Origin of the sequence: Streptomyces justiciae (assembly GCF_015163075.1) — a bacterium.
GTDB classification, from domain to species: Bacteria; Actinomycetota; Actinomycetes; order Streptomycetales; family Streptomycetaceae; genus Streptomyces; species Streptomyces justiciae.
Map to the genome: position 1 here is coordinate 76,596 of NZ_JADDXU010000022.1, position 16,783 is coordinate 93,378.

At 72.9% G+C, this 16,783-nt stretch carries 15 protein-coding genes; 7 read left to right on the forward strand and 8 right to left on the reverse strand.

The features are described from left to right. Nucleotides 1-23: 23 nt before the first annotated feature. Both IQ210_RS40450 and IQ210_RS40455 read left to right on the forward strand, forming a co-directional pair. On the forward strand, nucleotides 24-812 hold the full coding sequence (locus tag IQ210_RS40450; RefSeq protein WP_194084280.1) for an N-formylglutamate amidohydrolase: 789 nt from the start codon (nucleotides 24-26) through the stop codon (nucleotides 810-812). 343 nt (nucleotides 813-1,155) lie between these two features. Then, nucleotides 1,156-2,373 carry a cytochrome P450 gene (locus tag IQ210_RS40455; protein ID WP_194084281.1) on the forward strand — a complete coding sequence of 406 codons (1,218 nt, stop codon included), beginning with the start codon at nucleotides 1,156-1,158 and terminating at the stop codon, nucleotides 2,371-2,373. Between the two features lies 1 nt (nucleotide 2,374). Here the strand turns inward: IQ210_RS40455 and IQ210_RS40460 are convergent, their stop codons facing one another. Genes IQ210_RS40460 through IQ210_RS40470 form a run of 3 tightly spaced genes read right to left on the reverse strand, consistent with a single transcriptional unit; the run spans nucleotide 2,375 to nucleotide 4,925 of the window. Continuing rightward, entirely contained in the window at nucleotides 2,375-2,851 is a 477-nt protein-coding gene (locus tag IQ210_RS40460; RefSeq protein ID WP_194084350.1) for a hypothetical protein, read from the reverse strand. 8 nt (nucleotides 2,852-2,859) lie between these two features. Next, the gene (locus IQ210_RS40465; protein WP_194084282.1) at nucleotides 2,860-3,435 is read right to left on the reverse strand and encodes an RNA polymerase sigma factor; all 576 of its coding nucleotides are present in this window, start codon (nucleotides 3,433-3,435) and stop codon (nucleotides 2,860-2,862) included. 59 nt (nucleotides 3,436-3,494) lie between these two features. After that, nucleotides 3,495-4,925 carry a S8/S53 family peptidase gene (locus IQ210_RS40470; protein WP_194084283.1) on the reverse strand — a complete coding sequence of 477 codons (1,431 nt, stop codon included), beginning with the start codon at nucleotides 4,923-4,925 and terminating at the stop codon, nucleotides 3,495-3,497. Between the two features lie 148 nt (nucleotides 4,926-5,073). Between IQ210_RS40470 and IQ210_RS40475 the strand changes: the two genes are divergently transcribed. Beyond that, nucleotides 5,074-7,641, forward strand: a complete 2,568-nt coding sequence (locus IQ210_RS40475; RefSeq protein WP_194084351.1) for a CHAT domain-containing protein — start codon at nucleotides 5,074-5,076, stop codon at nucleotides 7,639-7,641. A 78-nt stretch (nucleotides 7,642-7,719) separates the two neighbouring features. On the opposite strand, the gene IQ210_RS40480 is transcribed toward IQ210_RS40475, so the two are convergent. Beyond that, complete coding sequence (locus IQ210_RS40480; RefSeq protein ID WP_194084284.1) at nucleotides 7,720-9,597, reverse strand: LuxR family transcriptional regulator AbsR2; 1,878 nt, start codon at nucleotides 9,595-9,597, stop codon at nucleotides 7,720-7,722. Nucleotides 9,598-9,694: 97 nt separating this feature from the next. Here IQ210_RS40480 and absR1 point away from each other — a divergent pair, with 97 nt between their 5' ends. The 3 genes from absR1 to IQ210_RS40495 all read left to right on the forward strand — a co-directional run bounded on the left by absR1 (nucleotide 9,695) and on the right by IQ210_RS40495 (nucleotide 11,801). After that, nucleotides 9,695-10,780 carry a beta-glucuronidase AbsR1 gene (gene absR1 / locus IQ210_RS40485; RefSeq protein WP_194084285.1) on the forward strand — a complete coding sequence of 362 codons (1,086 nt, stop codon included), beginning with the start codon at nucleotides 9,695-9,697 and terminating at the stop codon, nucleotides 10,778-10,780. A 247-nt stretch (nucleotides 10,781-11,027) separates the two neighbouring features. Then, the gene (locus IQ210_RS40490; protein WP_194084286.1) at nucleotides 11,028-11,543 is read left to right on the forward strand and encodes an AAA family ATPase; all 516 of its coding nucleotides are present in this window, start codon (nucleotides 11,028-11,030) and stop codon (nucleotides 11,541-11,543) included. Nucleotides 11,544-11,552: 9 nt separating this feature from the next. Next, a complete protein-coding gene (locus IQ210_RS40495; RefSeq protein ID WP_194084287.1) occupies nucleotides 11,553-11,801 on the forward strand; it encodes a hypothetical protein in 249 nt (82 codons plus the stop codon). 17 nt (nucleotides 11,802-11,818) lie between these two features. Here the strand turns inward: IQ210_RS40495 and IQ210_RS40500 are convergent, their stop codons facing one another. Further along, nucleotides 11,819-12,754 carry a helix-turn-helix transcriptional regulator gene (locus IQ210_RS40500; RefSeq protein WP_194084288.1) on the reverse strand — a complete coding sequence of 312 codons (936 nt, stop codon included), beginning with the start codon at nucleotides 12,752-12,754 and terminating at the stop codon, nucleotides 11,819-11,821. A 90-nt stretch (nucleotides 12,755-12,844) separates the two neighbouring features. On the opposite strand from IQ210_RS40500, the gene IQ210_RS40505 reads away from it, so the two are divergent. Then, complete coding sequence (locus tag IQ210_RS40505; protein ID WP_194084289.1) at nucleotides 12,845-13,216, forward strand: hypothetical protein; 372 nt, start codon at nucleotides 12,845-12,847, stop codon at nucleotides 13,214-13,216. On the opposite strand, the gene IQ210_RS40510 is transcribed toward IQ210_RS40505, so the two are convergent. Genes IQ210_RS40510 through IQ210_RS40520 form a run of 3 tightly spaced genes read right to left on the reverse strand, consistent with a single transcriptional unit; the run spans nucleotide 13,195 to nucleotide 16,764 of the window. Continuing rightward, nucleotides 13,195-14,328, reverse strand: a complete 1,134-nt coding sequence (locus IQ210_RS40510; RefSeq protein ID WP_194084290.1) for an LLM class flavin-dependent oxidoreductase — start codon at nucleotides 14,326-14,328, stop codon at nucleotides 13,195-13,197. The two genes, IQ210_RS40505 and IQ210_RS40510, sit on opposite strands and share 22 nt — an antisense overlap. After that, the gene (locus IQ210_RS40515; protein WP_194084291.1) at nucleotides 14,321-15,394 is read right to left on the reverse strand and encodes an LLM class flavin-dependent oxidoreductase; all 1,074 of its coding nucleotides are present in this window, start codon (nucleotides 15,392-15,394) and stop codon (nucleotides 14,321-14,323) included. The genes IQ210_RS40510 and IQ210_RS40515 overlap by 8 nt, the downstream gene beginning before the upstream one ends. Continuing rightward, nucleotides 15,391-16,764 carry an NtaA/DmoA family FMN-dependent monooxygenase gene (locus IQ210_RS40520; protein WP_194084292.1) on the reverse strand — a complete coding sequence of 458 codons (1,374 nt, stop codon included), beginning with the start codon at nucleotides 16,762-16,764 and terminating at the stop codon, nucleotides 15,391-15,393. The genes IQ210_RS40515 and IQ210_RS40520 overlap by 4 nt, the downstream gene beginning before the upstream one ends. Nucleotides 16,765-16,783: the final 19 nt, after the last annotated feature.

Genomic DNA, 16,783 nt, shown 5'->3' on the forward strand with positions numbered 1-16,783 from the left:
GACAACGCCCCGGGAGCCGCCGCATGACCTCCGTCGTACCGTCCTTCGAGCTGGTGGCCGGGGCCGCGGCGTCCCCCGTGATCCTGCATGTGCCGCATTCCGCGCGGGAGATACCGGCCGACGTGCGCGCGGGGATCGTGCTGGACGACGCCGCGCTGGAGCGGGAGCTGGACCACATCGTCGACGCGCACACCGCGGAGCTGGCCGAGCGGGCGGCCGGGCTGTCGGCGGTGGCGCCGTGGCGGTTCGTGAACCGGCTGGCGCGGCTGGTCGTCGATCCCGAGCGGTTCCCGGACGAGCGGGAGGAGATGCTCGCCGTCGGGATGGGCGCCGTATACACGGGGACCACCGACCGGAAGGCGCTGCGGCCCGCGGACACCGACCCCGAGCCGCTGGTCGCGCAGTACTTCCGGCCGTACGCGCGGGCCATGACCGAGGCCGTCGCCGACCGGCTCGCCGTGGCCGGGCGGGCCGTGATCGTCGACGTGCACTCCTATCCCAGCGCGCCGCTGCCCTACGAACTGCACGGCGACGGCCCGCGACCGCCCGTCTGCCTCGGCACCGACTCCTTCCACACCCCGCCCGAGCTGCTCGCCGCCGGGCGTGAGGCGTTCGGGGACGTCGGGCTGGACAGCCCGTTCAGCGGGACGTACGTGCCGCTGGAGTTCTACGGCCGTGATCCGCGGGTCTCCGCGCTGATGGTGGAGATCCGGCGGGACACGTACATGACCGAGCCGGGCGGACCCACCGGCCCCGGCCTCGAACGCCTCACCTCGGCACTCGCGACACTCGTCGACACCGTGTCCCGCTGAGCGCCTGCGTCGTCTCCCCGGTCGGATCAGCGCGCGGCGGCGTTGGGGGGTCCCCCGCGCGAGCTCGGGTTCGAGTGTGGGGGAACATGCGAGCGCAAGGCGCCGGAGCCGCCCGCGATGGGGGTGCTCCCGCGTGAGCCGCGCGAAGCCCGGTCGGGCGTGGGGGAGGAGTCACGTGGGCATTTGGGCACGCGGCCAGGGGTCCCCCACGCCTTTTAGGGCAGTGGGGGGAGGAGTGCGTGCCAGGCGTCGCGCGCCCGGCCGGGGAGATGACACTGGCTCTGACCACCGGCTGGAGCACTCCCGCGCGACACCCGGCCGTGCCGCGGTGAGGGTGGAGGGCATGACCGAGGAGACCACCACGCTGACCGGACCTCCCGTACGGGACTGGCCCGCCCTCGACCTGGCCGGGACGGAGTTCGACCCGGTGCTGGCGGAGCTGATGCGGGAGGGGCCGCTGACCCGGATCCGGCTGCCGTTCGGCGAGGGGTGGGCGTGGCTCGCCACCCGCTACGAGGACGTCCGGCAGATCACCAACGATGCGCGGTTCAGCCGTACCGCCGGCATGGACCGCCAAGTCACCCGGCTCGCCCCGCACTTCGCCCCGCAGCCGGGCTCCCCCGCCTGGGCCGACCAGCCCGACCACAACCGGCTGCGCAAGGCCGTGGCCGGGGCGTTCACGGTGAGCGCGATGAAGCGGCTGCGGCCGCGGGCGCAGGAGCTGCTCGACCCGCTGGTGGCGGGGATCGTCCGGGACGGTCCGCCCGCCGATCTCGTCGAAAGGGTCCTCGAACCCTTCCCGGTGACCCTGATCTGCGAGGTCATGGGGGTGCCCGCCGCCGACCGGCCCCGGATGCACGCCTGGGCCGCGCAAATCGTCTCCACGAAGGGCGGGGCCGAGGCCTCCGCCGAGGCCAAGAAGGGCATGTTCGGCTGGATCGCGGACACCGTCCGGGCCCGCGCGAACAGTGCCGGCGACGACGTGTACTCGCTGATCGGCGCGGCGCTGCGGCGGGGCGAGATCAGCGAGGCGGAGGCGGTCGGCCTGGCCGCGCCCCTGCAGATCGGCGGTGAGGCGGTCACCCACAACTGCGGCCAGACCCTGTACCTGCTGCTGACGCGCCCCGAGCTGATGGAGCGCATGCGGCAGCGGCCCGAGGCGCGGGCGACCGCCCTGGACGAGCTGATGCGCTACGTCCCGCACCGCACCGCCGTCGGACTCGCCCGGATCGCCCTGGAGGACGTCGCGATCGGCGGGCAACTGATCCGCGCGGGCGACCCGGTGTACGTCTCCTATCTGGCCGCCAACCGTGATCCGGACGTCTTCCCCGACCCGGACCGCATCGACCTGGACCGGGACCCCAACCCGCACCTGTCCTTCGGCAACGGCGCGCACTACTGCACGGGCGCGGTGCTGGCGCGGCTCCAGATCGAGCTCATGGTCGGCACGCTCCTGGACCGGCTGCCGGGGCTGCGGCTCGCGGTCCCGGCCGACCAGGTGGCCTGGCGCCGGAAGACGATGATCCGCGGTCCGCAGTCCCTGCCCGTCACCTGGGACTGAGTCAGACGGTCAGCCAGTCGGTGACGATCGCCTCCCTGCCGGTCCGCAGCCGCAGCGCGAAGGGACCGGCGGGGGAATCGCCGTACGTGAACCGCCCCATGTCGTCGGTGGTCAGCGGGGCCCCGGTCTGCGGTCCGCTGAGCACCTCGATCAACGCCTGCTGGGGCGGCAGCACCTGCCCCATCAGGCCCTCCCCGGTGACCTCCACGTCCACGGTGACCTCACCCGCGCGGAACGTCAGCATCCGCGGCACGTCCGTGGCTCCCCTGACGGGGATCGCGTCCACCACCGAGTCGAAGGTCAGCTCGGCGATCCGGGCGTCGAGGTCATGTAAGGCGTACGCCTCCACGGCGATCTGCCGCAGCTGGGCCGGTACCGGGTCGAGGATGCCGGCGGCCCTGCGGAGCTCCTCCTCCAGCAGGTCCGCGTCGGCGTCCGCACCCTCGTAGGCCTCGTCCCACGTCTCGTCGTCGTTCATCTCGTCCCTCACACCGCCCCCCGTGCCTCGAGTCGGGCCCGCAGCCGGCGCAGACAGCGCTGGCGCAGCGGTCCGATGCTGCCCACCGCGATGCCCAGCGCGGCGGACACCTCCTGGTAGCTCGGCGGCGGCGACGCCATCAGGATGCGCAGCAACTGCCTGCACCGGTCGCCGAGTTCCTCGAACTCCTGCCACAGATGCCGGATGCGTTCGCTCTCCACGGCCGCCTCCTCGGAGTCGAGGAGGGACTGCTCCGGCGTCCGGTCCTCGCTGACCCGGTCGAGCAACTGCGGATCGTCGGTGGGCGTCAGCCGCCTTAAGCTCTTGAGCACCTTCAGACACTCGTGCCGCGCGGTGCTGGCCAGCCACGAACCCGCCTTCTGCGGTTCGCGGATACGGCCGAGGTGCTGGGCGAAACGGAACCACACCGTCTGGTACACCTCGTGTGCGTCGGCGTCGCTCAGCCGGTGCGCGCGCACCACTGACCACACCAGTGGGCTCAGCCCTTCCACGAGCGCCTTCCAGGCCGCCGCGTCGCCGTCGACGGCGGACTGGACCAACGCGCCGACATCTGCTCGGTCCACGGCCCCACCCCTCGTGTACGGCAAGTCATCGTACGCCGTGGAGGGGGCGAGTTCGGCCCTCATGCCCCAGGAGAGAGCTGTACGACCGTCCCCTGGCGCCAGGTAGGCGGTATGAGCGCCGGTACGTGCGCCCCGCGCACTTCCGCGAACTCGGTGTTGGCGGCGAGCAGTTGCTTGCGCGCCGCCCGCGGGTCGGTCTCCTTGTGGGCGGTCATGTGGGCCGCGACCAGGGCGGCCGCGGCCGGGGTGGCGAAGGAGGTGCCGCTCCAGTGCGCGTATCCGTCGAACATCACCTGGTCGGGCTTGGCGGAGCTGCCGTCGTCGCTCAACACGCCCGTGTGGCGGGGGTGTTGGCAGGTGCAGAGGTAGGTGAAGTTGAAGCGGCAGGCGTCGTACGTGGAGTGCTGGTAGACGTACGGGATCGGCGCGTCGAAGCCGGTGAGGGTGCTGGTGAGGCGCTCGCCGGGGGCGTAGGCGTTGACCCAGGAGCCGTGGTTGCTGAAGCAGGCGCCGTGGTCACCGTCGGTGCGCAGGGCGCCGATCGACAGGACGCTGTCCGCGTAGTCGGGCAGGGAGGCGTAGGCGGCGGGCCAGAAGGGCGTCGCGCTGGCGTTGTTGCCGGCGGCGGCGACCAACAGGGTGCGCTGCTGCCGCAGTTCCCGCATGAAGGCGTCCACGCCGAGCAGGCCGTCGGTGCGGCCGTTGGAGGTGCCGGCGGAGAGGCTGATGATGTCGGGCCAGCCGTCCCGGTCGACGGCGGCGAACAGGGCGTCGCCGAAGTCGGATTCGAGGATGGCGCCGGCGTCGTTGAGGGTGTTGCGCACGGTGATGTTCGTGTTGGGCGACACGGCCGCGAGGATGCCGGCGATGAACGTGCCGTGCCCGACGTAGATCTTGAGGTTGCCCTGGTCGTCGGTCTCGGTGCCGTGCAGGTCGCCCTGGACGTGTGAGAGCAGCGGGACCAGTGTGTGGTCGTGGGTGAGGCCGTTGTCGATGACGAGGACGTCCACGGCGGTGCCGGCGTCGTAACCGGCCTCCGCGGGGGCCGGGTTGGTGCCGCCGGTGAGCGGGGCGGGCACCGGCTCGTCGCCGGGACAGGAGTTGACCGCGATGGACACCACGTGGTTGCGGCTGACCAGCCGGCGTCCGGCGCGTCCCTCCGGTTCGCGCATGGCCCGCAGCGCGTTGGCGACCGCCCGGTCGGCGCGCCGGTCGCCGTGGCCGGGGTCGCCGACCTGGATACGGGTGATGCCCGAGCGGTTGGTCTCCGGGCCCGCGCGGCGGACCTGGTCGCCGCTGAGGCCGGTCGCCGCGGTGAAGTGGTCGCGGACGGTGTTCTCGACGAGTGCCGCCTCCTCACCGTCCCGGGCGAGGACGACACCCTTCTCGTAGATGAACTCGGCCGCGTCGTCCGGTCCCATCGCGAGGGGGACGTCGGGCATCGATCGCTGGATCTGGTCGAACTGCTCCGGGAATCGCTGAGGTGCCATGGCGTGTCCTCCCACTTGAGCGGTGGTCGTCAGTCAGAGTCTCGGGGCCTGGGATTGATACAGCGCCAACCCTGTGTGGCACACGACCCGGAGCACTACCATCCGTGGGGTGACGGCGGGAAGCGACTCGGTTCTCGAACTGCTGCCCATGGTGTTCGCCGCGCCCAAGCAGGCGGTGGCCAGGGCAGAGGAAGTACTCGGCTCCGCTCCCTCACCGCTGCACGCCTCCGTGGCCCACCAGGTCATCGGCATCTGGCAGCGCGACTGGGGCGACATGAAGCTCGCGCTGCACCATCTGCGCCGCGCCCGCGATCTCGCCGTACGCGCCGAGTCGACCGACCGGGAGGGCGACGCGCTGGCCGCGCTCGGCGTGGCGCTCGTGACGGCGGGACGCACCCGGCAGGGCCTGGACGCGCTGGAGCGGGGTGTCAGGGTGAGCAGCGGGCACACCCGCGCGCGGGTGCTGTTCCGGCGGGCCTACGCCTCCTGGGTGCTCGGCCGGCACCGGGAGTCGCTGGAGGACGTACGCCGGGCGATTCCCGTGCTGCGACAGATGGACGACGTGATCTGGACGGCGCGGGCGCTGACGCTGCGCGCGACCGTGCATCTGGCGGTCGGTGCGGTGGAGCGGGCCGAGGCGGACTTCGCGGCGGCCGAGACGCTGTTCGACACCACCGGCCAGGAGCACGACAAGGCGGACGGGGTGGAGAGCCGGGGGCTCGCCGCGTTCCGGTCCGGCGACATCCCGGCCGCGCTGCGGCTGTTCGACGAGGCCGGGGACCGGTACGCCAAGCTCGGCACGCCCTCGTTCATGCTCTACATCCGGCGCTGCGAGGTGCTGATGGCGGCCGGTCTCGCGCCGGAGGCGCTGGCCGAGGCGGACGCGGCGATCGCCGTACTGGACGGGATCGGCGGACAGTCGACCCTCAAGGCCGAACTCCTGCTGGCCGCGGCGCGGGCGGCCCGCCTCGCGGGCGATCCGCACACCGCGATCGCGCGCGCGGCGCTCGCGGTACGGCTGTTCGCCGCGCAGCGGCGGTCCTGGTGGGAGACGCACGCCCGGCTGGTGCTGGTCGAGGCGCGGCTCGCCGCCGGGCGCGGTTCGGGACGGCTGGTCGCCGACGCGGCCGAGGTCGCCGAGCGGCTGGCCGGGTTCGGCGCGCCGGCCGCGCCGGAGGCCTCGCTGCTCGCGGGCCGGATCGCGCTGGGGCTGGGCTGGACGGCGGACGCGGAGCGGCATCTGGCCGTCGCCGCCCGCAGCAGGCGCAGTGGTCCGCCGCTGGCGCGGATGACCGGCTGGGCGGCGCAGGCGCTGCGGGCCCGGGCCGCCGGGTCGCAGCGGGGTGTGCTGGAGGCGTGCCGCCGGGGCCTGGACGTGCTCGACGACCACCGGATGACGCTGGGCGCCTCGGAGTTGCGGGCCCGGGCCACCGAACAGGGCGCGGAACTGGCCGCGTTGGCGCAGCGGGCGAGCCTGGACTCCGGGAGTCCGCGCCGGTTGCTGGTGTGGAGCGAGCGCTGGCGGGCCACCGCGCTGTCGGCGCCGCCGACCCGCCCGCCGGCCGACCCGGCGCTGTTGGGCGACCTGACGGCGTTCCGGGAGATCGCGGCCCGTGCGGAGGCCGCCCGCATGGAGGGCCGGCCGATTCCGGCGCTGGAGCGTGAACAGCGGCGTCTGGAGCGGGAGATACGCGGCAGGACCCTGCACATCCGCGGGGACGCGCCCGGCTTCGGCAGCCGCTTCGACCCCGGGCGGCTGCTGGAGCGGCTCGGGGACGACGTGCTGCTGGTCGAACTGGCCGTGCTCGACGGGCGTGTTCAGGTGCTGCTGTGCGGGCAGGGGCGGGTGCGGCGGTTCGAGGCCGGGCTGCTCGCCGCGGCGGAGACCGAGGCGGAGCATGTGCAGGCCGGGCTGCGGCGGCTTGCCCATCCCGGGGCGGACGCACGCCTTCCCGTGGTGGAGGCCATGGGCCGCCGCCTGGAGGAGCTGCTGCTCGGTCCGGCGGCGGCGCATCTGGGCACCGGCCCAGTGGTGGTCGTACCTCCCGGTCGGCTGCACCGGGTGCCGTGGGCGCTGCTGCCGTCGCTGCGGGAGCGGGTGCTCAGTGTGTCGCCGTCGGCGAGCAGCTGGCTGCGGGCGCACGAGACCGAGCCGCCGCCCGGCGGACGTCACGTGCTGGTGCGTGGGCCGGGGTTGGCGACCGAGGGCGCCGAAGTGGCCGAACTAGCTGGCCGGTACGGCGGGTCGACGGTGTTGGAGGAGGACGAGGCGCGGGTGCCGCGGGTGTTGGAGGAGCTGGACGGGGCGGCGCTCGCGCACATCGCCGCGCACGGCAACTTCCGGGCCGACAGCCCCCTGTTCTCCTCGCTGCGGATGGCCGACGGGCCGATCGTCGTACACGACTTCGAACGCCTCGACCGCAGCCCGTACCGGATCATCCTGTCCTGCTGCGACACCGCCCGCTTCGCCTCGGTCGGCGCGGACGAGCTGCTCGGCCTGGTCACCGCGCTGCTGCCGCTGGGCACGGCGGGCGTGGTGGCCTGCACCGCGCCCGTGAACGACGCGGCGGTGGTGCCGCTGATGCTCGCGCTGCACAAAGGTGTGAGCAGCGGGCTGTCCCTGGCGGAGGCGCTGCGCGACGCGCGGGCGGCGCTGCCGGGGGATGCGACGCATCAGGCGACGGGGTGGGCGTTCTCAGCGTTCGGCGCCGCGTGAACGCCGTGGCGAGGCGTAGGGCGGCGGCCTGACCCCTCCCCCGATCACGGGGGTCAGACCGCCGGTCGGTGGGCCGGCTCAGGCCGGCTGTGCGGCGGGCAGTTCCACCAGCCACGGCAGCGCGCCGCGGTCGTTCGCGCCCAGGCGGGCGTACGCGCTGTAGAGGTGGTTGCCGACGGTGCGGATCGACAGCGTCAGCTTCTCCGCGATCTGCCGGTTGCTGAGTCCGGCGGCGGCGAGCGTGACGATCTGCCGCTGGCGGGCGGTGAGTTCACCGAGGACCAGCCCGGACAGCGCCGGCGTGCGGGCACCCTGGCAGCGGCGGGCGAGGGCGACTGCGCGGGTGCGTGAGGTGCGGGCGGCGCGTGGGTCGCGGTGGGCGCGCACGGCCTGCGCGTGCGCCTCGGCGGCGAACAGCAGAAACCCGCGCTCCTCCAGCCGCTCGGCGGCCCGGTCCAGCGCCGGCCCGTCGTGGCGGGCGAGCGCGTCGGCGTGCTGCGCGAACACGTCGTCACCGGGCAGCCGCCCGGCGGCCCGCCCGGGAGCACCGAGGCGTACGGCGTCGTAGGCGCCGTCCCCGACCGCCGCGAGCGCCGCGTCGAGGTCCCCGCGCGCGGCGGCGAGCCAGGCGGCGGCGCCGGCGTCGGGGCCGGCCGGCTCACCGGGCTCGTGGGCGGCGGCATCGAGGCGCGCGAACTCGCCGGACAGCCCGGCACCCGCGGGGGCATCGGCCGCATCCCCGAAGGCCGTGGCCTCTCCCGACTGCGCAGCCGCCAGGGCGAGTTCGGTACGGCAGGACAGGTCGCCCGCCGTCTCCCGCAGCCCCTCCCTCGCCCAGGCCGCCGCCTCCCGCAGCTCTCCGCGCAGCCTCGCGAACCGCGCCCGCACGGCCGCGTACCCCGCCGGGACCGGCTGCCCCTCCGCCACCAGCCACTCCCCCACGGGCGCGTCCGTGGACCGTACGTCGGCCCGCTCGATCCTGGCCGCCAGGGCGGCGGCCTCCGCGGCCAGAGCCTCCGTGCACTGTTCCGGCCTGCGGGCCAGCCGCCGCGCCCGCAGCCTGCCGGCCGCGGCCCGCAGCACCGGGCCGTGCAGGGGGTGGGCGAGGCGTACGGCCCCGTCGTCGTCGACGCGGACCAGGCCGTCGGCTTCGAGGCGTTCGAGGGCGGGCAGGTCGAGCCCGTCCATGGGCAGCGGCAACGGCTCGGCGAACGCCAGGAGTTCGAGCGTCCCGCGGTCCGCGCACTCCAGGACCTGGGCCGTCCGTTCCCGCACGGTCGCCGTCACCGGCACCGGCCCCCGCCACGCCCGGTCGTCGGTGCCGGGCAGCCGCGTGAGCAGCCCGCCCTCGCGGACCGCGCCGAGAAGGTCGCGCAGCAGCCGCAGATCGCCGCGGCACAGCCGGTGCAGCCGGTTGACGGTGAGCGGCTCAAGACCGGCCCCGACGCCGGCCGCGGCGAGCTGGGCGGTCTCCTCCTGCGGCAGCGGTTCCAGCACCAGGCGCGGCAGCAGCTCACCGGTCCACAGCCGGGAGACGGCCGAGGGCACGACGGTGCCGTCGGTGGTGACGACCAGCAGCCGGGTGCGGCCGTGCACGGCGAGCTGGTGGACGAGCGCGGCCGAGGCGTCGTCGAGCAGGTGGGCGTCGTCGACCAGCAACAGCCGTACAGCGGAGAGCAGTTGGACCGCGCGGTGCAGGGACACCGTCTCGGGCAGCAGATGGGCGAACGCGGCGAACGGGATGTGCCTGGTCTCGGGCGTCCCGGCCACCCGGGCGCAGTCGGTGCCGCGGACGGCCTCCGTGATGAGCCGGGTCTTGCCGCAGCCTGCCGGACCGGTGACCACGATGCCGTGGTGACCGGCCGACGACGACCGGCGGATCAGCTCGAGTTCGTCCTCCCGGCCGGTGAACGGCCAGGGCAGCTCCAGGGTTTTCGCGTCCCGTTCGAAAGTCATCACACCTACAAGAGGGCGAGTACTCACTCCTGATACACGGGGACTTGAGTAGCCTTCGACTCAGGCGCCCGCAGGTGGCCGACGGCACTCTTGGCGCATGGCTTCCCGCTACTGCTCCCTCGCGCAGCAGTCGGCCCCCGTCTTCACCCCGGGGTTGACCGCCGAGCGACTGAGCGCGCTGATCGGCGGGAGCCGGAAGTGGGTCAACAACACCGTCCTGCACTACTACTTCTTCGACGGCGACTCGGACGCCTCGGTGATCGCGGTTCCCGGCAGCGGGGCGACCCGGCGGGTGTCGTGGGTCGGCGCGGAGGAGCAGCGGGACGTCGTACGGGAGTGTTTCCTGGAGTGGCAGGACCTCGGCATCGGTGTCACGTTCGCCGAGGTGCGCGACCGTTCCGAGGCGGAACTGCGGATCGGGTTCCAGCTCGGCGACGGTTCCTGGTCGACGGTGGGCAAGGACGCCCTCCAGGTCGGACTGCACGAGCGCACCATGAACTTCGGGTGGGACCTGACCGCGCCGGGGGAGCGCGGGACGGCCCTGCACGAGATCGGGCACGCGCTCGGCATGCACCACGAGCACCAGAACCCGTTCGCCGGGATCCACTGGGACGACGAGGCCGTCTACGCCGAGCTGGCGGGCCCGCCGAACTTCTGGACCCGGGACAAGACGTTCTTCAACATTCTGCGCAAGCTCGACCCCAACGAGGTGAGCGGCTCCGCCTGGGACCCCCAGTCGATCATGGAGTATCCGTTCTCGGCGGGGCTGATCCTGGAGCCTGAGCAGTTCCGTGCGGGGCTGACCCCGCCCGGGACGCTCTCGCCCTCCGACAAGGAGTACGTCCAGCGCTGGTACCCGTCGGTCGGTCCCACACTGCCGCCCGCGCTCGTGCCGTTCCGCTCGGCGCCGCTCGGGCTCGGCCCGGGCGAACAGGCGGACTTCACCGTCCTGCCGCCGGAGACCCGCGAGTACAGCGTGGGCACCTTCGGCGACAGCGACACCGTGGTCGTGGTCTTCGAGGAACGGGACGGGGAACCCCGCTACCTCGCCGGCCAGGACGACGGGGGAACACCGCACAACGCCACCGTCAAGGCCCGTCTCGTCAAGGGCCGCCGCTACTTCGTCCGTGTGCGCCTGTACTCCGCGTGGGGTTCGGGGGAAACCGCGGTCATGTGCTGGTGACAGCACGTACGGGCCGCACACGGGCGAGGCTGGACCACTGTCCGGCGCCGGGGGAATGGCCGGTCGATCGTCACCTTCGGGGGAGGGAGACGATCGGCCGGCCACGCGGCATGCAGGGCCAACTCATCTGACGCAGAGCGGTTTTCACAGCTCCAGGGGCAGCGCCGGGTCCTTCGCCCCAGGCCGTGGCATTGCGTGCGTATGAACATTCGCCGGACCCGGTCCCGGGGTGGGGCAGGATGGCGGCATGCTCATCGTCGTCGGCGGGCTTCCCGCGTCCGGGAAGACCACGCTCTCCCGGCTCCTGGCCGCGCGGATCGGCGCGGTGCATCTGCGGATCGACACCATCGAGCAGGCGGTCGTACGGTCCGGGCTGGCCGCCCATCCGGTGGGGCCGGTGGGCTATGTCGTCGGGTACGCCCTGGCCGAGGAGCACTTGCGGCAGGGGCTGACCGTCGTGGCCGAGTCGGTCAATCCGCTGGCGGTGACACGGGACGCCTGGCGGGATGCGGCCCTGCGGGCGGGTGCGGAAGTCGTCGAGGTGGAAGTGCGCTGTTCGGACCGCGCCGAGCACCGGCGCCGGGTCGCCACCAGGTCGGTCGACGTGCCGGGGCTGCCGCTGCCGGGATGGGAGGAGATCGTCGGGCGGGAGTACGAGCCGTGGGAGCGTGCGCGGGTGGTGGTGGACACCGCGGGACAGGCACCGGAGGAGTCGCTGGCCGTGCTGCTCACGGCCGTTGCCGCCGGTCGGTCCCGCCCTTAGGATCCGCTCATGCTTGCTTCGGACGCCGGCACGGGCGATGAGCTGCGGGATTTCTTTCTGCTGGTCCTGTGGCTGCTGCCGCTCGCGGCGGGGCTGTGCGCGGTGTCCTGTGCGGTGTTCCTCGGCGCCGGGCGCAGGTTGCGGGCGGCGGGTGAGACGTACGCCGCGACCGCCAAAGGGCGCAATGCCGTGGCGACCGGGACGGTCGCCGTGGTCCTCGTCGCGTGCTGGGGTGCCGCCGCTCTGGTGATGCGCTAGCGCCATCGGTAAGTCGTTCAGTAGCGGGCGGCCGTCCGGCGTGCCGCGTCGGCCACCAACTCCCTCACCTCCGGCGGTTCGAGCACCTCGACCTCCGGTCCGAAGCCGAGAAGGCGACGGCAGGCGGCCTGCGGGTCGTCGAAGCAGAGGTCGAGCCGGTGGCCGCCCTCGTCCGGGACGGCCCGCGCGGCCGGCCGCGCGTCGCCGAGCACCGCGGGGAGTGCGGCGAGTCCCGCGTCCGACAGCCGTACGGTGACCCGGAGTTGGTCGAGGCTCGCCTCGAACTCCGCCGTCCAGCGCGTCCAGAAGTCGGCGAGGTCGAAGCCGGCCGGGCGCCGGAAGGACTCGGGGAGCAACTCGGCGCCGGTGATCCTGACCGCGCGGTGCGCCCGGACGCCCCGGTCCGAGGCCACGACGAGATACCAGACGCCCGCCTTGGCGACGAGGCCCAGGGGGTCCACGGTCCGGGTCCGGGCGCCGTGGGTGAGGCGCAGGCGGCGGTCTCGTCGTACGGCATCCACCAGGACCGGCAGTGACGGCACCGGTTCCGCGGGCTTGAACCAGGCCTGGCTGTCGAGGTGGAAGCGGGCCGCAGCGGCTCGCGTGTCGTCCCGGCCGGAGGCGGGCAGCGCGGCCAGCAGCTTCAGCCGCGCCTGGGCGAGCGCGTCGCCGAGCGCGATCCGCTCCAGCGGTCCGCCCGCCGACACCGCCAGCAGGGCCGTCGCCTCCTCGGCGCTGATGCCGAGCAGCGGACTGCGCCAGCCCTCCATCAGCCGGCAACCGCCGCCCGGGCCGCCATTCGCCACCACCGGGACGCCGGCCGCTCTCAGCGCCTCCAGGTCGCGGTAGACGGTACGGACCGACACCTCCAGCTCGGCAGCGAGTTGACGGGCCGTCATCTGCCCACGGGACTGGAGGCAGAGCAGCAGGGAGAGCAGCCGGTCCGCTCGCATCGCCCGATCACCTCGTCGCCGTATGACTGACCAAGGATGTCAGTCATCGGGTCCTAACGTCTCCCCCGGACCCAGAGGAGGAGACAGCACATGATCAACGGTTACGTCCTCGGCGAGAGCCTCCGTCCCGGCGCCGAGTTCACCCCGCCGGGATTGCGCGTCCGTGCGGTGAGGCGGCTCGACGTCTCGGCGAGCGTCGCAGGCGGTCAGCCTCCGCTGTGGACGCTTGTGGAGTGGGAGGCCGATGACGACGCCGCTCAGGAGATCACCGACGCGCTCGCCGCGGCGCTGGAGCCGGCGCACGGGTGGTACGCCGACTTCACCGCAGGTGACGAGCGGGTCGTCGTCTTCGCGGGCAAAGTGTTCCGCTATCGGCGCGGCGACCAGCGGGGCCGCGCCGAAGCGGTCGCGTACGGCAGGTCCGTGGGGACCCCCGAGCATCAGCTCGACTGGAAGGAGTGACCCCGACGGCGCCACTCGGCGGCGAGCAGTTCGTACGAGCGCACCCGGTCCGCGTGGTCGTGGGTGATGGTGGTGATGAGCAACTCGTCGGCGTCCGTGGCCTCTTGGAGCTGTTCCAGACGGTCCGCGACCGTGGTGGGTGAGCCGACGAACTGGGTGTCCAGGCGGTCCTGGACCAGCTCCTGGTCCGCCTCCGTCCAGGGCAGAGCGCGTGCCTCGTCCGGGGTCGGGAACTCGATGGCGCCCTCCGCGGTGCGGATGCTGCGCACCCACGGGCCGTAGCCGGTGGCGAGCTCGCGCGCGGTGGCGTCGTCCTCGGCGACCACGACGTCGGCGGACACGCTGACGTACGGCTTGTCGAGGACGTCGGACGGCTCGAAGTAGGACCGGTAGCCGTCCACGGCCTCCAGTACCGTGGCCGGGCTGACGTGGTAGTTCGCGGCGAAGCGCAGGCCCCGCGCCCCGGCGACCTCGGCGCTGGTGCCGCCGCTGCTGCCGAGGATCCACACCTCTACGTCGGCGCCCTCGCCCGGCACGACATGCGCCTCGACTCCGTCAGGGGATCGGTAGGTGCCGGCCAGCAGGGCGAGGAGGTCGTCGATCTGCTCGGCGTACTCCTGCGACTCGGCACCGGGGAGCAGGAGCAGCTTGCGCTGGAGAGCGATGCGGGGCGAGCCGAGGAGGCGTTCGAAGGAGAAGCGGGGCGGTATGACGAGACCGTTGGGTGCCCGGTCGGGAGTCGGCGGCTCCGCGGTCGGGCGTCCCGGTGGGCGTCCGCCGGAGCGGCCGAGGCCCAGGTCGAGGCGGCCCGGGTGCAGGGCGTCGAGGAGGCCGAACTCCTCGACCGTGTTCAGCGCGGTGCGGTGACCGAGCTGTACGGCCCCGGAGCCGAGCCGGATCGTGGAGGTCGCGGCGGCCGTCAAGGCGAGGACGACCGCCGGGGACGTGCCCGCCACCCCGGGGTTGAGGTGGTGCTCGGCGAACCAGTAGCGGGCGTAGCCGAGTTGCTCGGCGCGCCGGGCCAGGTCGATGGAGTTGCGCAGGGCGTCGGCGGCCGTGGAGCCGCTGGAGATCGGGACCAGGTCGAGGATGCCGAGGGGGATGTCAGGCATGGACGGGCTCCTCCCGTACGGGTCCCCACGCGAACGGCGGGTCCGGGATGTCGCGCCGCAGCACCGGAGCGACCCGGGACTGGAACAGCTCCAGCGAGTCCCTGTGCTGAGCGTCCGTCAACCCACCGGCGTCGGCGTGCAGATGGAGGACCGTGTGCCCGAACTGCTCGTGGTAGCGGTGCACCTTGTCGATGATCTGCTCGGGGCTGCCGATCAGGGCGGAGCCACGGTCGACGAAGTCCTCCAGGGTCTCGAAGACGACGGGGAGGCCCGCCTTCTCGTAGAAGGCGAGGTTGGCCTCGAAGAGCGGCCGGTAGACGTCGAGCGCCTCCTGGGAGGTGCGGGTCACCAGGAGCCCGGCCGTCCCGGCGCCGACCGCGATGTCCGCGGGATCGTGGCCGTAGTGCTCCCACCGCTCGCGGTAGTGACGGATCAACTCGGCATAGGGCTCTATGGGGTTGGTGACGTTGGCCGAGAAGAGCGGGTCGCCGTAGCGGGCGGCCAGGTCGACCGACTCCTTGCTGGTGGCGCTGCCGTGCCAGACCCGGATCGGCCGCTGGTACGGGCGTGGCCACACCTCGGCGTCCTTCAGCGGGGGTCGGAAGCGGGTGTCGGCGGTGGTCTTGTCCTGCCGCCAGAGCTTCCGGAAGACCTCGTAGCTCTCGGCGTTCCGGTCCCACTGGTCCTCGGGGGTGACGTGGAACAGCTCGCGCTGGGCAGTTCCGTTGCCCTTGCCGATGATCAGGTCGAGTCGGCCCTCCGCGAGGTGGTCGAGGGTGGCGTAGTCCTCGTAGGCGCGGACCGGGTCGAGCAGGCTGAGGGTGGTGACCGCGGTGAACAGGCGGATGCGGCGGGTCAGAGCGGCGATGTGGCTGAGGACGACGGTCGGCGAGGAGGAGAGGAACGGCCGCTCGTGCCGCTCCCCCACGCCGAAGCCGTCGAAGCCCAACTCCTCGGCCAGCACGGCGTTGTCGAGCACCTCACGGAACCGCTCGTGCGTCGACTTCAGCACCCCGGTGACCGGGTCCGGGCGGTGCACGATCAGGGTGATCGCGAGGAACTTCACGACGCGGCCCGCTCGCCGCGCACGTCGTCCGGGTGAGCGAGGCCCAGGTGGTCGCGCAGGGTCGTGCCCTCGTACTCGGTGCGGAAGACGCCCTGTTCCTGGAGGAGCGGGACGACTTTGTCGGCGAAGGCGTCGAGGCCGGTCGGGGTGATGTGCGGGACGAGGATGAAGCCGTCGCTCGCGTCGGCCTGGACGTAGTCGTTGATGGTCCTCGCGACGGTCTCCGGGGAGCCGACGAAGGTCTGCCGGTTGCCGGTGTTGATGACCAGGTCACGGATGGACCAGTTGTTGGCGGCGGCCAGTTCACGCCATTCGCGGGCGATGGCGAGCGGGTCGCGGTACATGCGGACCTGGGCGCGGCCCTTCGAGATGTGGTTCTCGCTGACATCCGGGTCGATGTCCGGCAGCGGGCCCTCCGGGTCGTACGAGGAGAGGTCCCGGTTCCAGACGAACTCCAGGTGCTTGAGGGCGGTGGCCCCGCTGACCTGCTGGCGGCGCACCTCCCTCGCCAGTTCCTCGGCCTCGGCGTCGGTGTCGCCGAGCGCGAAGGTGGCGGCGGGCAGGATCAGCAGGTCGCGGTGGCCTCGGCCGTACTTCGCCAGGCGGTTCTTGACGTCCGTGTAGAAGGCCTGGCCCTCCTTGAGGGCGGCGTACCGGCTGAAGATGGCGTCGGCGGACGAGGCGGCGAACTCGCGGCCCTCCTCGGAGTCTCCCGCCTGGAAGATCACCGGGCGTCCCTGCGGGGAGCGGGGGACGTTGAACTGGCCGTGGATGTCGAAGTGTTGGCCGGTGTGGACGAAGGCGCCGGCCTTCGCGTCGCGCAGGAAGACGCCGGTCTCCTGGTCGGCCAGGATCTCGTCGCCCTGCCAGGAGTCGAAGAGTTCGGTCGCCGTGGTGAGGAACTCCTTGGCGCGGGAGTACCGCTCGTCCTGCGGGAGGAAGCCGCCGCGGCGGAAGTTCTCGCCGGTGAAGGCGTCCCACGAGGTGACCACGTTCCAGGCGGAGCGGCCGCCGGAGAGGTGGTCGAGGCCGGCGAACTGGCGGGCCACCTCGTAGGGCTCGTTGAAGGTGGAGTTGATGGTGCCGGTCAGGCCGAGGTGTTCGGTGACGGCGGCGAGCGCGGAGAGGATCGTGAAGGTGTCGGGGCGGCCGACGACGTCCAAGTCGTATATCTTGCCGCCCTGTTCGCGGAGCCTGAGCCCTTCGGCGAGGAAGAGGAAGTCGAACTTGGCGCGTTCGGCGGTCCGCGCGAAGTGGGCGAAGGAGCTGAACTCGATGTGGCTGCCGGCCTCGGGGTCGCTCCACACGGTGGTGTTGTTGACGCCCGGGAAGTGGGCGGCCAGATGGATCTGCTTCAGCGGCTTGGTCATGGCTTGTGCGGTCCTTCCT

What these genes read in the sequence shown, in the direction of transcription:
- absR1 (WP_194084285.1), top strand. Translation starts at nt 9,695, where the DNA reads ATGGCTTCCCGCTACTGCTCCCTCGCGCAGCAGTCGGCCCCCGTCTTC.
- IQ210_RS40475 (WP_194084351.1), top strand. Translation starts at nt 5,074, where the DNA reads ATGGTGTTCGCCGCGCCCAAGCAGGCGGTGGCCAGGGCAGAGGAAGTA.
- IQ210_RS40500 (WP_194084288.1), bottom strand. Translation starts at nt 12,754, where the DNA reads ATGCGAGCGGACCGGCTGCTCTCCCTGCTGCTCTGCCTCCAGTCCCGT.
- IQ210_RS40510 (WP_194084290.1), bottom strand. Translation starts at nt 14,328, where the DNA reads ATGCCTGACATCCCCCTCGGCATCCTCGACCTGGTCCCGATCTCCAGC.
- IQ210_RS40470 (WP_194084283.1), bottom strand. Translation starts at nt 4,925, where the DNA reads ATGGCACCTCAGCGATTCCCGGAGCAGTTCGACCAGATCCAGCGATCG.
- IQ210_RS40505 (WP_194084289.1), top strand. Translation starts at nt 12,845, where the DNA reads ATGATCAACGGTTACGTCCTCGGCGAGAGCCTCCGTCCCGGCGCCGAG.
- IQ210_RS40480 (WP_194084284.1), bottom strand. Translation starts at nt 9,597, where the DNA reads ATGACTTTCGAACGGGACGCGAAAACCCTGGAGCTGCCCTGGCCGTTC.
- IQ210_RS40460 (WP_194084350.1), bottom strand. Translation starts at nt 2,851, where the DNA reads ATGAACGACGACGAGACGTGGGACGAGGCCTACGAGGGTGCGGACGCC.
- IQ210_RS40495 (WP_194084287.1), top strand. Translation starts at nt 11,553, where the DNA reads ATGCTTGCTTCGGACGCCGGCACGGGCGATGAGCTGCGGGATTTCTTT.
- IQ210_RS40450 (WP_194084280.1), top strand. Translation starts at nt 24, where the DNA reads ATGACCTCCGTCGTACCGTCCTTCGAGCTGGTGGCCGGGGCCGCGGCG.
- IQ210_RS40490 (WP_194084286.1), top strand. Translation starts at nt 11,028, where the DNA reads ATGCTCATCGTCGTCGGCGGGCTTCCCGCGTCCGGGAAGACCACGCTC.
- IQ210_RS40455 (WP_194084281.1), top strand. Translation starts at nt 1,156, where the DNA reads ATGACCGAGGAGACCACCACGCTGACCGGACCTCCCGTACGGGACTGG.
- IQ210_RS40520 (WP_194084292.1), bottom strand. Translation starts at nt 16,764, where the DNA reads ATGACCAAGCCGCTGAAGCAGATCCATCTGGCCGCCCACTTCCCGGGC.